Source organism: Halorubrum aquaticum, assembly GCF_900113615.1.
Classification (GTDB): Archaea; Halobacteriota; Halobacteria; order Halobacteriales; family Haloferacaceae; genus Halorubrum; species Halorubrum aquaticum.
This window is the reverse complement of sequence record NZ_FOPZ01000012.1, coordinates 1-14889: the sequence shown is the minus strand read 5'-3', so window position 1 is coordinate 14889 and position 14889 is coordinate 1. Positions and strand designations below refer to the sequence as shown.

Here is a 14889-nt window from a genome sequence, read left to right as displayed (position 1 = left end):
TCGGCTCCCTACGCCCGCGTCGCGCGGAACTCGCCGTGTTTCATGCCGACGACGAAGACGACGGCCCCGAAGACGACCATCGACGGGAGGACCATCATCAGCGTCGTCGAAAGCGGCATCATGCCGCCCCCGACGAGCCCGCCGACGCCGAGGGCGATGAGCAACGCCACGAGACCGGCCGCACGCGGGAGGTCGAACTCCATACGATCGGTACGGCTCTCGCGGACGTAAGCGTTCGGTCGATCCCCACGCGACGGTGACCGTCGTTCACGGCGGTGGCGTGCCTCCGAGCGCTCGAACGGGCGAGGAGTTCGCGAGGCTGGGGAGGCGTGAGGTTCGGGTGCGGTGCTGTGCGGGGTGGGACTCAAAGGCAGCCGCGCGAGTCCTCGTGGCAGCGAGGCGCTACGCGCCTCTGGCAGCCGGCGGCGGAGCCGCCGGCGACTGGTGCTTTGGTGGCGTTCACCGCGCCGGCAACGACGTAGACCCGAACGACCCGACCTACGCCTCGATGATCTCGTCGTCCTCCTCCTCGGGGATCCGAAGCTCGCCCTCAAGCGAGATGACCGCGTCGCCGCCGACTTTCACGGTCACGTCGTCGTCTCCCCCGTTCTCGACGCTCTCGTCCTCCCCGACCCGAACCTGAACGTGTCCCGGTCGGTCGACGAAGTGACCCTGCTCGAAGCGGAGTTCCTCGGGGAAATCGCCGTCGAACGCCTCGACCGCGCGGAGGTAGCCGCCGACCGCGCCGCTCGCGGTGCCCGTAACCGGGTCCTCCGGAACGCCGATGGCGGGCGCGAACGCCCGGCCGTGAAGCGTCGAATCGGCCTCGAGCGCGTCGAAGGTGAAGGCGTACACCCCCGCCACGTCGAACTCGGCCGACAGGTCTTCGATCGCGCGCATGTCCGGGTCGGCCTCGCCGAGCCGCTCGAGGAAGTTGACGGGCACGACGAGGAACGGGAGGCCGGTGGAGGCGACCGCGACGGGGAGGTCCGCGCCCACGTCGCGTAACGCGGCCGGGTCGATCCCGAGCGCGGCACCGAACCGGTCCGCGTCGACCTCGACCGTCTCCACCGTCGGTGGCCTCTGTCGCATCCAGACCCGCCCCGTCTCGGTCACTGTGATCGTCAGGTCGCCGACGTTCGTGCGAAGGACGTGGTCGCCGGCGTCGATCGCGCCGTCCGCGAACAGCGCGGCGTACGAGCCGACCGTGGCGTGTCCACAGAGGTCGACCTCGTCGGTGGGGGTGAAATACCGGACTCGCCGGCGGGAGTCGGCGTTCCCGCCGTCGACGTCCTCGTCATCGTCCCCGCCGTCGTCAACGGGCGCGAGGAAGGCGGTCTCGGACGCGCCGAGCTCGCCCGCGATCCGGCGCATTCGGTCGTCGCTCAGTCCCGCGGCGTCGGGCACCACGCCGGCGACGTTGCCGGCGAGGGGGTCGTCGGTGAACGCGTCGACGAGTAGCGTGCGTCGCGTCTCCATGCCGACCCCTCGTCGTGCCCGTAAAAAAGGCTCCCGGGGCGGGCGGGATCTCCCCGTCTCACTCGTTCGCGCGAACCGACGTGACGCCGCGGAGCTCGATCCGCGCCCCGCCGCCCTCGGCCTCGGTCGCGGCGGGGGTCCACCCGTGTGCGGCCGCGATCTGGGAGACGATCCCCAGTCCGAACCCGGTCCCGTCTGAAGCGGTGGTGAACCCGACCTCGAAGGCTTTCTCGCGGTCCGCTTCGGGGATCCCCGGGCCGTCGTCCGCGACGAACAGCGTCGTTCCCTCGCGACCGATCGTGACCGTCACGTCGTCGCCGCCGTGTTCGACCGCGTTTCGAAACAGGTTCTCGAGCAGCGTCCGGAGCCGCGAGGCGTCCCCGACGACCTCGCCGGGGTCCTCGACCCGCAGGGTCGCGCTCCCGGTCTCGACGGTCTCCCACGCCCGCCTCGCGACGGCCGTGACGTCCACCCGTTCGGCGTCGACGACGCGTTCGCCCATCCGGGCGAACGAGAGCGCGTCCTCGATCAGCTCCGTCATCCGGTCGAGCGCCCGCGACGCGGTGTCGAGCCGCTCCTCGTCGCCCGTCTCCCGGGCCAACTCGAGGTTGCCGATCGCGACCGAGAGCGGGTTCCGGAGGTCGTGTGAGACCATGCTCGCGAACTGCTCGAGGCGGTCGCGCTCGCGGGCGACCTCGATCTGTGCCTCCCGGCGCTCAAGCTCGTAGCTCACCCACCGGCCCATCAGCTCGACGAGGGTCACGTCCCACCTCGAGAACGGCTCCGAGCGCGCCCCGCGGTCGTAGAAACAGAACGTGCCGTACACCTCGTCGTCGACGACGACCGGCGTGCCGACGTAACAGCTGAGATCGAGGGCGACGACTCCGTCGCGGTCGGTGAGTTCGGGGTCGTCGTCGGCCGACTCGACCTGGAGGGTCCGCTCCGTCGAAACGACTCGCTCGCAGACCGTCGCCGACAGCGGGACGACGTCGCCCTCGACGATCTCGCCGGCGTCGTCGTCGACGACCACCGCCCGGTATCGATCCCCCTGGACCTGCGAGAGCAGCCCGGACTCGACGCCCAGGACTTCCCTGCCGAGCGCGAGCAGCGACCCGACCTTCTCCTCGAAGGTCGCGTCCTTCTCCGAGATGGCCTCGTAGAGCCGTCGCATGACCTCCTCGCGCCGCTCGAGTTCGCGTCGCTCGTACATCGCCTCGGTGACGTCGCGGGAGTAGACGGAGACGCCGGAGTCCGACGGGTAGATCCGCGTCTCGAAGAACCGGTCCGCCGGCTCGTAGTGGATCGTCGCAGTGGCCGCCTCGCCGGTTTCGCGGGCGCGTTCGAAGGCCGCTTCGAACTCCGTGTCGAGCACGCCGGGGAACACGTCCCACGCGCGCTCGCCGACGAGATCATCGCGGTCGCCGTCGCCGGCGGCGAGCGCGGCCGCCCGGGCGTTGAGATAGGTGATCCGGTCGTCGCCGTCGAGCGCGACGAACGCGTCGGTCATCCGGTCGAGCAGTTCCGCGCGCTCCTCGGCGAGCCGTAGCTCCGCCGTGACGTCGGTCGCGATCCCGTAGACCGCGTACGGCTCGCCCGCGTCGTCGAAGAGCGGGACGCGGACCGTGACGAACCGGCGCTCCCCGTCGGGGCTCGGATAGCGCTCGTCGAAGCGTCTGGCCTCGCCGGCCTCGATGGCCGCCTCGTCGTTGCCGCGGAACCGGTCGGCGAACCCGCCCCCGTGGACTTCGGTGGTCGTCGACCCGAGGATCTCCTCGCGCGGTTTGCCGACCAGCGACGCGAACGCGTCGTTGACGAGGAGGTAGCGGTCCTCGGTGTCCTTCATGAACACGAGGTTCGTCGTGTGCTCGAGGATCGTGTCCAGCCGCTCGGCGAACGTCCGGAGCCGCTCCGTGGTCTCCGTACGGTCGACGTGGACGGCCACGAGCCGGGCGATCGACTCGAGAAAGGACTCGTCTCCGTCGAGGCCGTCGCGTCCGTCCGCCTCGTCGTCCGCGAACGGGATCGATCCGTTCGCGGACGCGATCACGACCCTGACCGTCACGTCGCCGGCGGTCGCCGATACGGTCGTCTCCGAGCGATCGTCGCCGGCGGCGGTCCGGTCGGGTTCCTCGCCGGGAGCCGCGGTCCGCGCCTGGAACGGGACGCCGCCGACCTCGATCCGGGCGTCGACGTCGCCGGAGTCGCTCCGATCGGTCGCGAGCGCGTCCGCAGCCGCCGCCAGTCGGTCGTGAAGCGGGGCGTCGTCGACGAGCGCGGCACAGACCGCGTGGAGGACTGACGCCCGGTGCTCGCGGTCCCGCTCCGACCGCTCCGCCCGGTAGTCGGCCGCGGCCCGGGCGATCCGATCGGGGAGCTCCTCGAGCGCGTCCGGGTCGCCCTTCCGCACGTAGGCGGTCGCCTCGGCGTCGATCGCCGACGCCGCGAACGCCTCGTCGCCGTCGGCGGTCACGAGGAGGACGGGAACGGCCGGCTCCGTCCCGCGGACGGCCGTGAGCAGGTCGAGTCCCGTTCCCGAGCCGAGGTCGCGCTCCGCGAGCACGCAGTCGTGGCGATCGGGGTGGAACGTCTCGCGGGCGGCCTCGAGGTCGTCGACCTGCTGGAGCTCGAACTCGTCGGCCGCGTCGGTCAGTGCCGCCTCGAGCGCCCCGGCGAAGTCGTCGTCGGGGTCCGCGAGCAGCACGGGTACCGGGCGCTCAGTCACGACCCCCCGTTCTCGACGGTCCCACTTGTGTGTGGCGGGGATCCGGCGTCGATCCGTCTCGGCCGTCGAAACGCGCCTCGTGGGGCGTCGAAACGGACTCGGTCGTCCCGGTCGATATCAACCCTTTTGCTCCTCTCCGCCGATGGGGGCGTATGGGCCTCTTCGACCGGTTGCGGGGGAACGACACTCCGCGCGTGGCGTTCGTCGGGATCGACGGGCTTCCGTACGACCTCGTGGCGAACGAACCCGAGACGTTCCCGACGCTCTCGGCGATCGCCGAGGCGGGCGACGCCGGAGCGATAGACAGCACCGTCCCGCCGGAGTCGAGCGCCTGCTGGCCCGTCCTCACGACCGGCGTGAATCCGGGCGAGACCGGCGTCTACGGCTTTCAGGACCGAGAGATCGGGTCGTACGACACCTACGTCCCGATGGGCCGGGACGTACAGGCGACGCGGGTGTGGGACCGGGCCACGGCCGCCGGCCTCGACGCGACGGTGTTGAACGTCCCGGTCACGTTCCCGCCCCAGCGGGACCTCCAGCGGATGCTCTCCGGATACCTCTCGCCGGAGGTCGACAAGGCCGCACACCCCGAGGAGCTTCGGACGCACCTCGCGGAGGCCGACTACACCCTGTCGGTCAACGCGAAGCTCGGACACAAATCGGACAAGACGGCGTTCATCGAACACGCCCGCGAGACCCTCGAGAACCGGGCGGCGCTTTTCGAACGCTACGTCGAGCGCGACGACTGGGACCTGTTCGTCGGCGCGTTCACTTCCCCCGACCGGGTCAACCACTTCCTGTGGGGCGACTACCTCGATTCGGGCCCGTACCGAGAGGACTTCCTCGAGTTCTACTCCGCACTCGACTCGCACATCGGGTCGATCCGAGCGGCGCTGCCCGACGACGTGACGCTCGTCGTCGGCTCGACGCACGGGTTCACGCGGCTCGACCACGACGTGTACTGTAACGAGTGGCTCGAGCGGGAGGGATGGCTCGAGTACGAGGACGACGACCACGACTCGCTCGCGGACATCGGCGGCGACGCCCGGGCGTACTCGCTCGTCCCCGGCCGCTTCTACCTCAACCTCGAGGGGCGCGAGCCGGAGGGGGTCGTGCCCGAGAGCGAGTACGACGAGGTGCGCGCCGAACTGACCGCGGCCCTCGAGGCCTGGGAGGGGCCGAACGGGAGGCCCGTCGTCGACCGCGTCGTCGAGCGCGAGACCGCCTTCCGTGGCGACCACGACGCGATCGCGCCCGACCTCGTGGCGATCCCCAATCCGGGATTCGACCTGAAGGCCGGGTTCCGGCCGCGCGACCGCGTCTTCGACCCCGACGGGCCGCGGACGGGCATGCACACCTTCGAGAACGCGGCGCTGTTCGTCGACCACTCGGCCGCGGCCGTCGAGGACGCCGACCTCCTCGACGTCGCGCCCACCCTCCTGAAGCTGCTCGACGTGGACTACGCCCGGACCGACTGCGACGGCGCGAGCCTGGTGTGAGACTCGGCTGACGCCGCCCGTGAGCCTCATCACATGACGGCCCTTCTACAAGCCGCATTCCTCGCGTTCCTCGCGGGGATCCTCGGAACGACCTTCGTCGGCGTGTTGTCTCGGGACCTCCAGGCGGTCGTGAACGGGATCGCGTCCCTCCTCGCGACCGCGACGCCGACGCTCGCCGAACTCGCGATCGCGCACGGAAGCGGGGCGGATATCACGTTCGGCCCCGAACTCTCGGTGTGGATCGCGGGTGCGGGGTTTCTCCATATGCTGGGGATGCTTGGATGGTACGACACCGTCTGGTGGTGGGACCACCTCACACACACCGTCTCCGCCGCGCTCATCGCGGCGCTCGTTTACGCGAGTCTGAGCCAGTACGTCCTCGGATCGCAGGTCACGGACGTCTACGCGGCCGTCTTCACCGTCCTGTTCACGCTCGGAGCCGGCGTCCTCTGGGAGTTCGTGGAACTCGCCGCCCGCGAGATCGGCGAGTACATCGACAGACCGCCCGTGCTCGAGTACTACGGCCTCCGGGATACGGTTCTCGACATGGCGTTCAACGGGGTGGGCGCGATCGCAGTGGTCGCGTTCGACGTTCGCCTGTTCGTACCGATCGTCGAGCAGATCCCGCGGATCGCGGAGGCGGCCGTGGTCGGGAGCACGCTCCTTCTATTCGTCGGGGCACTCGGCCTCGGCGTCGTACTCGACGTCGTTCGAACCACCGCGACCGACACCGGATGAAGTCTCCACCCGATACCGTCGGTCGTCCCCCTTCCCGCAGCGATCCCCGGAACCGCCAACGCTTATTCGCGGCCGCGCGATAGCCGCACGCATGCTGGTCGTCTTTCGGGCGTACGGGCCGGTCCGGGACGTCGTCGGCGCGAAGACGGTCGAGCGGGAACTTCCGCCGGGCGCGACCCTCGAGGACCTCCTGTCGGGACTGCTGGAGGACCACCCGGACCTGGAGGACCTCCTCTACGCCGACGGCGACCTCGGCGACGCCGTCAGTCTCACCGTCGACGGCGTCAACGTCTCGCGGCTCGACGGCCTCGAAACGGCGCTGTCTGCGGGCGATGAGGTGCGCGCCGCCCCGCCGATCCACGGCGGGTGAGGGCTCGTCGACGACCCCGCGATCGACTCGGACGTCCTCAATCGTCGGCGACGCCGCCGGCCCCTCCGGCGACGTGGCCGTCGGGGACCGTCCCGTCCGGGTTCCAGCCGCGCAGGTCGTAGTACTCGTCGAGTGCCGCCTCGAAGTCCGGCAGGTCGTAGGGGAGCCTGTCGTCCTCGCGGTCGAAGCCGCGCCGGTTGTTGAAGTGCCGTTCCAGTTCGATCACGCGGTCTCCCATCGCGAGGAGGTCGTCGAAGTCGGCGTCCAGAAGCGTCGCTCTGGCCTCGTCGTCGACGTACCCGCTCGCGAACGCACAGAAGATCCCGGAGTCGCGGACGACCTGTCGGTTCTCCCGTTCGATCAACCGCTCGGGTTTCCCTTCCAACCCCTCGGGGTCGACCTCGCCGTCGTACTCGAGGCTGAGGAACGACGAGTACATGTGGTCGGCCCCGCGGTTCGCCACCGCATAGGAGAGGCCCTGGCCGTGGATCGCCCGGCCGTCGTGGGCGGCGAACTCCAACCCTTTTACCGACCAGTTCTCGACGCCCAACTCGTCGTGACAGCGGGCGACCCCTTCCGCGAGCGTGTCGCCGATCCCCTCCCGACGGGCGACCTTCTCGAGCGTCTCGTGGACCAGCTCCGCGTTGCCGAACTCGCCTTCCGACGCGAGGTACGCCGCGACCGTGTCACCGGCGGAGATGGTGTCCATCCCGAGGTCGTCACACCGGTCGTTCGATATCATCACGTCGACGACGTCGTCGACGCCGGCGTTGCTGCCGAACGCCATCACGGTCTCGAACTCCGGGCCCTCGGTCTCGACGCCGCGTTCCTCGTCGCGGGTCGGCAGCTTACATGCGAACGCGCACATCGAACACGCCGCAGTCTTGTACTTCTTCTCCTCGACGGCGTCGCCGCCGATCCCCTCGACGCCCTCGAAGCTCATCTCCGAGAAGTAGCGGGTCGGCAGGCCGAACTCGTCGTTGATGAACTCCGTCCCGTTCGTCGTCCCCTGCCGTTTCATGATGTCGTCCGTCGTCGCCGCCTCGCGGTGGATCTCCGACTGGATCTCCTCGGGGAGGTCGACGCGCGCGGGCGAGTCGCCCGCGAAGGTGAGACACTTCACGTTCTTCGCGCCGAGGACCGCCCCCAGCCCGCCGCGGCCGAACGCGCGCGAGTCCGAGGTCATCACGCAGGCGAACCGGACGCGGTTCTCGCCGGCCGGGCCGACGGTCGCGAGGTGTTCGCTCTCGAGGCCGTGGCGCTCACGCATCGCCTCGGTCACCTCGGGGACCTCCGCGCCGGCCAGCTCCGAGACCTCCTCGAACTCGACGACCGGCGTGCCGTCCCCGCCGTCCCGGACGTGAACCGCGAGCAGTTCGTCGCTCGCTCCGGTCACTTCGACGACGCTGTGGCCGGTGTCGACGAAGTTCCGCGAGAGGTAGCCCCCGGCGTTCGTCGACAGCAACCCGCCGGTGAGCGGCGAGAGGCCGGTCATGTTCATCCGGCCCGTGAAGCTCATCTGTGAGTGCTGGAGCGGCCCGGTAGAGAAGTACACCCGGTTCTCCGGGCCGAACGGGTCCGCGTCGAACGGGATCCGGTCGTGTGCGAGCTTCGTCGCCGCCCCGCGGCCGCCGACGAACGTCGACAGCACCCCGTCGATGTCCGTCGTCTTCGCCTCACGGGCCCCGACGTCGATGGTCAGGAGGTCGCCTTTCGCGTGGTTCATGCGGACACGTACCACGCGACGGATTAGGGAGTCTGGGGAACCGTACAGGTTTTCCGGTACTCGGCGCGAACACGTCCGATCCCGTGCGGGTCGTCCTCGCGTCGAGGCGGTGCTCGGCCCCTCTCGCGTCGAGTTGAAGTGTCTCGGGACGGATCGACGGACATGGAACGGACGCCGGAGGGGACGCCCGTCGGGGTCGACGATCCCTACGCGGTCGCGGGGACGTGCGATCACCTCACCGACGACGGACGGTGTCGGTTCGCGCTGACGCGGGCCGGCGACGACCCCGCGTTCGCGGCCGAACGGCACGCGGACGGGGACGCCTGTCACGTCGGGCCCGAGGGCGAGTGGCGGGCGTGCCCGCACTACCGGTCGACGACCGACGGCCGCGAGTGCGCACGCTGCGGGCTCGAGGAGGTCCGGCTGGCCCACGAGGACGCCCGGCCACTCGTGGAGGAACACCACCTTTCGTACGGGAACGCGCCGGACGCGAACGCGGACGTGGACGACGACGCTGGTCCCGACGACGCCGGCCCCCACGAGATCACGGTGGCGCTGTGTCGCTGGTGCCACTCGAAGGTCCACGCCTCCTTCGCGCGGATCGACGACGACGCGAGTCCGGATCCGGAGGCGATCGCGGAGCGGGAGGGTCGCCGGACGAGAGAGCGCGAGGAGTCGGCGTTCTCGACGGCGCGCGAGCGATACGGTTCTGGCGAGTGAGTGAGAGTCGGTGAGAAGAGGGGCGTGAATACTGTGAGAGACGGGCACTCTCCCGAGCGCACGTGTTGATGCTCACCAGTATGATCAGTAAAACACCGAATTAAACTGGTTGAATGTATTCATTCATCCTAATGGAGGAGTGTTTCAATTGCGCGGCATCGACACCAAAGTGTTACACGCTGATTCTGGAGGGATCCACTGTCCTGAAGGACGTAGCGGTCTGTCGAGAATGTGTCTCCGATCTTCGGAACGTCGAGTGGATCGAGGTCGAGCGACCTTCGACTCCGACGAACAGTCAGTGACCGATCTCCAGCGACGTCGTCGGATCCCGTCGCATTCTGACTGCTTGCCGGACACGGTCCGGCAATGACGAACATCTCGGATTTTCGAACCGCAAGCGGTTCACCGACGGGGCCATCGAAGACGGCGGAGTCGGATCTCTCCGTCTAGGTCTTTCGAGGAGCGATTCCCGACGCGAACGCAGTGCGTGAGGAGGCCGGACGGGAAAGAGGTGGGTGGGAACCCGACGAGAAAGAGGTGGAGGTCCGACTACTCCTCGGGCTGCGGGCGGACGAGGTTCGCGAGCGCGACGAGCGCGCCGAGGAACCAGCCGAGCGGGACCGAGATCCCGATCCACATCAGGACGTAGCCGAGTCCGGGGAGCCCCCACTGCTCGCCGAAGGTATCAAGGTCGAAGGCGTTCCGGAGCGTGTCGTTGAGGTCGCCGAACGTGAGGAACGTGTCGAGGATCCAGACGGCGAGATCGTAACTCGGTGGGAGGATGATCGACTCGAGGCTCGGCGTGACGAGCGCGGCCACGACGGGCGGCAAGAAGAGCGCGGTCATCGCGAAGGGGTACGCCAACAGGACGCTGACGAGGCGACCGCCGGCCTTCGAGAAGCCGGCGGCGAGCGCGGCGGAGACGATCGCAACGACGCTGGCCGCGCCGACGGCGATCACGTCCGCGGTGGCGAGTTGGAGGTAGGTGACGAGGGTGAGTGCCCCCCAGACGACGGTCGCGACGAGCACTGCACCCGCGATCCCGATACGGGTCACGGCGGAGTCGAGCTTCGCGGCGTAAAACCGGGTTGCGAACCCGACGAGAAGCAGGGGATACGCCACCGCGACCAGCGGGGCCCCGAGGACCGCCCAGAGGTAGTAGCCCGCGGTCTGGGGGACGGTTTCCGGCTTCCACTTGCCGAGCACCGTGCTTGGGTCGAGCTGTCTGGGGAAGACGATCTCCATCCAAGTCTCGTGGAGTCGGACGACGTCCAAGAGAAGCGCCTCCAGCAGGCCGATCTGTCCTCGTCGTTCCATTTGGCTCACATCGCGCGCGGGGTGACGTGAACTTTGTGCCTCGCGGCGGGACCCGCGCGACCTGGAGGCGACGCCGCCCCACTTTCGGCCGGAGCGGCCACTCTCACCCACCTCTACGCCCGTCGGTATGGTTAAACCGGGACGGCGACGTACTCCGGGTATGTACCGAAGACGACTGCTGGGGGTAGTCGCGACGTCGGGGGCGGTCGCGGCCGCGGGATGTCTCGGCGGCGAAGACGGGGCCTTCGAGTTCGATGCGGAGCCGGCGCGGGTGCCGGATGCGGCGCTGTCGGACGCGGGCTACGAGGGCAAGGAACCCGAGTCGTTCGAGATCGAGCAGACGTTCGAAGTCGCCGGGATCGAGAGGCAGGTGTCGGCGACGTCGTGGGTCGCGAGCTACGAGAACCTCGAGCGAGCGTCATCGCTGCTCGTCGCGAGCACGCCGGACGCGACGGTGGCGGGCCGGTCGGTCAACCCGCTGGTTCGCGCCGACGACGCGGAGCTGCTCCGGCGACTGCTCGAGCAGGGCGGCAGCGGCGGCGTCGACGGCGAGAGCGTCGGCGACCTCGAGGAGGTCGGCACCGAGACCCGGACGATCCTCGAAAGCGAGACGACCGTGACCACGTTCGCGACCGAGGTCCGGTTCGAGGACGTCGCGGACGCGCCGGTCGATACCGACGGAAGCGTTCCGGCGCTTGTCCACGTCGCGACCGTCGAACACGGCGAGGACGTGCTCGTGCTCGTGGGCGTCCACCCGCGCGCGATCGAGGAAGGTGAGACCCAGGGCGCGCTGATGGAGTCCGTCGAGCACTGAGACGGCGGCGAGCGGATCCGTGGGACCGAGCAGTGGCCTCCGTAGGCGTTGAGGTTCGTGTGTGACGACTCCGAGTGTGGACGCGGTCGCGTTGCTCTCGGCGTCGCCGTAACTCGACGGGGAGACGGTCGTCGCCGACGGATCGTGAATTCGGTCCGACAACGGAGTCTTGTCGATTGGCCACGTTCGCGCTCGTGAGATGTTCGACGGCGACTCACAGGAACCCGCTGGGACGAGCGTTCTCAGATGCGAAAACGAGCGTCTGACCCCTGTCAGACTCCCTTGTGTCGCGTTCACACACCCCGACGAATTCACACAAAGCATTTATACTGAACCCCACAACAAACAGTCGCAACCCCTATCCGAAATGCGTCAGTGGACGAGTAATCCCCGACCGAGTCCGGCTGTACAACGAGACAGGGTAGGTGATGACGACCGGGCGCGTCTCGAAGGTCAGGAGAAAGCCGCTGATGCGATGCGAACGAAACAAACTATGACAAACGAAACAAACACACGCAAGAAGGCCAATGCGGTCTTCTTCAGCCTGATCGTGGTACTCTCCATGGTCACGGTTGGGTTTGCCGGCTTTGCCGGCTCGGCAGCAGCACAGGCAGGAAATAATTCGGACTACGTCGATATTGACGGCGGATCCGCTGACGTGGTCTTCCAGGGACAGAACGTCTACCTGGTCTCCGACGACTTCGATACCGGATCGTCCGGTGATCTAGGGGCTACAGTGAACCTCCGGAGTGTCGACAACTACGACACTGATGCCGACGAGGTTTCATCCAGCTCTCAGGTCGAACAGCTTGAGGTCGAAGACGTTGACGACACCGACCTCAGTTCGACGCCGACTAGCAATGATCTGGTCGTTGAGATAGACACCGGCGACCTCGAGTCCGGAGACTACTTCATCTCGGGACTCGACTTCCTCGCGTCCTTCCCCGACCAGGACGATACCTTCGAGGTCACGACTCAGAGCCTCAGTGCCGAGTTCGATGACGAGGAAGTGACGGATGAGGGTGCAAACTCCGACACTGACCTCGATATCTCCTCGAACCGTGGTACCTACAGCCTCAACGTGAGCGCTGACGGTGACCTCAGTACCGAGGAACTCATCGAGATCTTCGTCGACCAGAATGCCGCTGGTGGTCTCCTCGTTGACCTTCACCTGACCGATCAGGTCCGTAATGAGGTTACGGTGGGTGCCGATGATGATCCGGAGATTGATGGCGGGTCGTACGGCGACCTCTCAGACTCGGCATTCGCAACCGTAATTGAATCCGCTCTGAACGATGACAGTAACTTCGATAATTCTGAGCGGCAGACCTTTGTGGATGCTGTCAACGATCTAGACAGCAGCAGTGATCCGCTCAGCACGGATAGCAGCGGAGATGTCTCTATTGACGATGCTTCGGAATTCCGCGATCGCTTCGAGACGCTGAACCCGTACCGGGCGTTCGCGTACTCGGACAGCGGTTCCAACTCGGCCGAAGACGCCGGCGAGAAGATCGCCCTGATCGACATCAACGACCGTGACGAAACGGTCGACTTCGTTGGTACTCCTACTGGCGACTACGAGTTCTCCTTCGATGTCGGTGACACGGAGGCTTCGGATACCTCATCGATCACGGTGAACGAGCAGGACCAGAGCGCGAGCTGGGGCCAGGGTGTCTACACCCAGGCTGCCGGTGACGTCGTGAACATGAGTGTCGAGCTTGAGGACGACGACAGTGCGTACGTCCAAGTCGGCGACGAGGATTCCGGCTACCTCGACATCCTTTACGTTGAAGACGACGACGACGACCAGGAAGTCTCCTTCCAGGTCAACACGCGGACGGTCGGCACCAATCCGTCCAGCGCTGATGGTTCGTACTACTCCGAGGACGACATCGTCGAGAGTATGGCCGAGGACGGTGGTAGCAACTTCGACGATGTAACGTTCTGGGATGAGGAAGTCGATAGTGGTTCGACCTACTCTACCCTCAACGATTACCGCAACGCGCTCGACATAAACCCGCTTGTTCGTCCGATCCAGCCCACTGACTACCCGCTTGCTGTTAACGGGAACGGTGACTTCATCGTGAACGACGATGACGAGTCCGAGCTTGACAACGAGCTCGCTCTCGCCACGCTCGATCTGATCCAGCCGGAACTGGGCGATGTCACTACGTGGACTGCACCCTCGGATAATGCTGACGCGGACGATAGCCGCCAGGCGATCGTCGACGCGGCTACCGAGCGGTCGGACATCGCGGAGGACGACCGTCTCGTCATCCAGATGGAGGCAACCGGCCTCTACGGCGCGATGGTCGAGAAGGCGGGTGGCGACTACACTGCGCTTGAGGATGGCTTCGCTCCTGGCACGGTCCAGAGCCTCCTAAATGAGGACGGCGAAGGAATCAACCTCAACGTCGAGGCTGAATCCGCAACCGGTAATCAGGAGGAGACTGGCCTCGACTTCGGGGCTTCTGACGAGAGCGACATCTTCACGCTTGCCGACAACGAAAACGGCGAGCTCTTCATCGTCGTCGACACAAGTTCGAGCAGTGCCTTCACCAACGACATCGATACTGGTGAGGAGTTCACTGCCGAACTCGAGTACGAGACTGACGACGAAGATCAGTACCGGTTCCAGTCTGGACCCGTGAGCGCACCGGGTGACTACGACACCTTCGCTCCGTTCACTGGTGGTGCCGACGGTGACTCCACCGAGGCTGCTTACCCGTACTTCCAGACTGATAGCACTGAAAGCACGAGCAGCACGTTCACCATCGTTGAGGAGGAAGCGAGCTTCGACAACGTCAACGCAGACGGCCAGGTTCAGATCGCTCTCAGCGAGTCTGGAACCGTCAGTGGTTCGACGAGTGTCGCGCCCGGCTCGGATGCTAGCGTGCGTATCCAGTCTGATCAAGATGTCACGCCATCGTTCATCGAGACGAGCGATGTCAACATCAGCAACGATGGCTCCTTCAGCGCCGAGTTCGACGTGAGTGCTCAGTCCGTCAACGACACGGGTACGGTCAACTTCCGTGTGGGCGGTAGCTCCATCACTAGCTCGGACATGCAGATCGTCGAAACGGTCGGCGAACCCGCCAACTTCGAGGTCTCCGATCTCGACCCGCAGGACGTGACCGTCACGCAGGGTGACGTCATCTCCGTCTCCGCGACGGTCGAGAACACCGGCGAGAATTCGGCCACGCAGACGGTCGAGTTCCAGATCGACGGTGACGCCGTCGCCGAAGAAGAGGTCGAACTCGGCAGCGGCGAGGACACCACGGTCGAGTTCACCGACATCGACACGTCCAGTCTCGATGCCGGTGACTACGAGCACGGCGTCTTCACCGACGACGACAGCCAGACGGCCACGCTGACGGTCGAAGAGGCTGACACTGGTGGCGACGACGATTCCACGGACGACTCGACTGACGACTCCACGGACGACTCGACTGACGACTCCACGGACGACTCGACTGACGACTCCACGGACGACTCGACTGACGA

General features: G+C 66.9%; 11 protein-coding genes. 6 read left to right on the top strand and 5 right to left on the bottom strand.

The window, feature by feature from the left end:
- Nucleotides 1–8 precede the first annotated feature (8 nt).
- The 3 genes from F3H10_RS10550 to F3H10_RS10540 all read right to left on the bottom strand — a co-directional run bounded on the left by F3H10_RS10550 (nt 9) and on the right by F3H10_RS10540 (nt 4201).
- Nucleotides 9–203: a DUF7333 family protein gene (locus F3H10_RS10550; protein WP_149784732.1), complete on the bottom strand. Its 195-nt coding sequence runs from the start codon at nt 201–203 to the stop codon at nt 9–11.
- A 295-nt stretch (nt 204–498) separates the two neighbouring features.
- Nucleotides 499–1479, bottom strand: coding sequence for a PhzF family phenazine biosynthesis protein (locus F3H10_RS10545; protein ID WP_149784731.1), 981 nt, complete (start codon nt 1477–1479; stop codon nt 499–501).
- A 58-nt stretch (nt 1480–1537) separates the two neighbouring features.
- Nucleotides 1538–4201 (bottom strand): PAS domain-containing protein, encoded by a 2664-nt coding sequence (locus F3H10_RS10540; RefSeq protein WP_149784730.1) that lies wholly within the window; start codon nt 4199–4201, stop codon nt 1538–1540.
- Between the two features lie 152 nt (nt 4202–4353).
- On the opposite strand from F3H10_RS10540, the gene F3H10_RS10535 reads away from it, so the two are divergent.
- The 3 genes from F3H10_RS10535 (at nt 4354) to F3H10_RS10525 (ending at nt 6808) form a co-directional block, all read left to right on the top strand.
- Nucleotides 4354–5700, top strand: a complete 1347-nt coding sequence (locus F3H10_RS10535) for an alkaline phosphatase family protein (protein WP_149784729.1) — start codon at nt 4354–4356, stop codon at nt 5698–5700.
- Between the two features lie 33 nt (nt 5701–5733).
- Nucleotides 5734–6438 (top strand): hypothetical protein, encoded by a 705-nt coding sequence (locus F3H10_RS10530; RefSeq protein ID WP_149784728.1) that lies wholly within the window; start codon nt 5734–5736, stop codon nt 6436–6438.
- A gap of 91 nt (nt 6439–6529) precedes the next feature.
- The gene (locus F3H10_RS10525) at nt 6530–6808 is read left to right on the top strand and encodes a ubiquitin-like small modifier protein 1 (protein ID WP_149784727.1); all 279 of its coding nucleotides are present in this window, start codon (nt 6530–6532) and stop codon (nt 6806–6808) included.
- A gap of 37 nt (nt 6809–6845) precedes the next feature.
- Here F3H10_RS10525 and F3H10_RS10520 read toward each other — a convergent pair whose 3' ends face one another.
- Nucleotides 6846–8534 (bottom strand): aldehyde ferredoxin oxidoreductase C-terminal domain-containing protein, encoded by a 1689-nt coding sequence (locus F3H10_RS10520; RefSeq protein WP_149784726.1) that lies wholly within the window; start codon nt 8532–8534, stop codon nt 6846–6848.
- A 162-nt stretch (nt 8535–8696) separates the two neighbouring features.
- On the opposite strand from F3H10_RS10520, the gene F3H10_RS10515 reads away from it, so the two are divergent.
- Nucleotides 8697–9254 (top strand): DUF7097 family protein, encoded by a 558-nt coding sequence (locus F3H10_RS10515; protein WP_149784725.1) that lies wholly within the window; start codon nt 8697–8699, stop codon nt 9252–9254.
- 549 nt (nt 9255–9803) lie between these two features.
- Here F3H10_RS10515 and F3H10_RS10510 read toward each other — a convergent pair.
- On the bottom strand, nt 9804–10544 hold the full coding sequence (locus tag F3H10_RS10510; RefSeq protein ID WP_149784804.1) for a hypothetical protein: 741 nt from the start codon (nt 10542–10544) through the stop codon (nt 9804–9806).
- Nucleotides 10545–10731: 187 nt separating this feature from the next.
- On the opposite strand from F3H10_RS10510, the gene F3H10_RS10505 reads away from it, so the two are divergent.
- On the top strand, nt 10732–11385 hold the full coding sequence (locus F3H10_RS10505) for a DUF6517 family protein (protein WP_149784724.1): 654 nt from the start codon (nt 10732–10734) through the stop codon (nt 11383–11385).
- 493 nt (nt 11386–11878) lie between these two features.
- Nucleotides 11879–14889, top strand: a 3011-nt coding sequence (locus F3H10_RS16100) for a BGTF surface domain-containing protein (RefSeq protein ID WP_188127927.1), incomplete at its 3' end; no start/stop codon positions are given.

Coding starts and splice junctions, on each gene's coding strand:
- F3H10_RS10535 (WP_149784729.1), top strand. CDS start 4,354: ATGGGCCTCTTCGACCGGTTGCGGGGGAACGACACTCCGCGCGTGGCG.
- F3H10_RS10520 (WP_149784726.1), bottom strand. CDS start 8,534: ATGAACCACGCGAAAGGCGACCTCCTGACCATCGACGTCGGGGCCCGT.
- F3H10_RS10545 (WP_149784731.1), bottom strand. CDS start 1,479: ATGGAGACGCGACGCACGCTACTCGTCGACGCGTTCACCGACGACCCC.
- F3H10_RS10505 (WP_149784724.1), top strand. CDS start 10,732: ATGTACCGAAGACGACTGCTGGGGGTAGTCGCGACGTCGGGGGCGGTC.
- F3H10_RS10550 (WP_149784732.1), bottom strand. CDS start 203: ATGGAGTTCGACCTCCCGCGTGCGGCCGGTCTCGTGGCGTTGCTCATC.
- F3H10_RS10515 (WP_149784725.1), top strand. CDS start 8,697: ATGGAACGGACGCCGGAGGGGACGCCCGTCGGGGTCGACGATCCCTAC.
- F3H10_RS10525 (WP_149784727.1), top strand. CDS start 6,530: ATGCTGGTCGTCTTTCGGGCGTACGGGCCGGTCCGGGACGTCGTCGGC.
- F3H10_RS10530 (WP_149784728.1), top strand. CDS start 5,734: ATGACGGCCCTTCTACAAGCCGCATTCCTCGCGTTCCTCGCGGGGATC.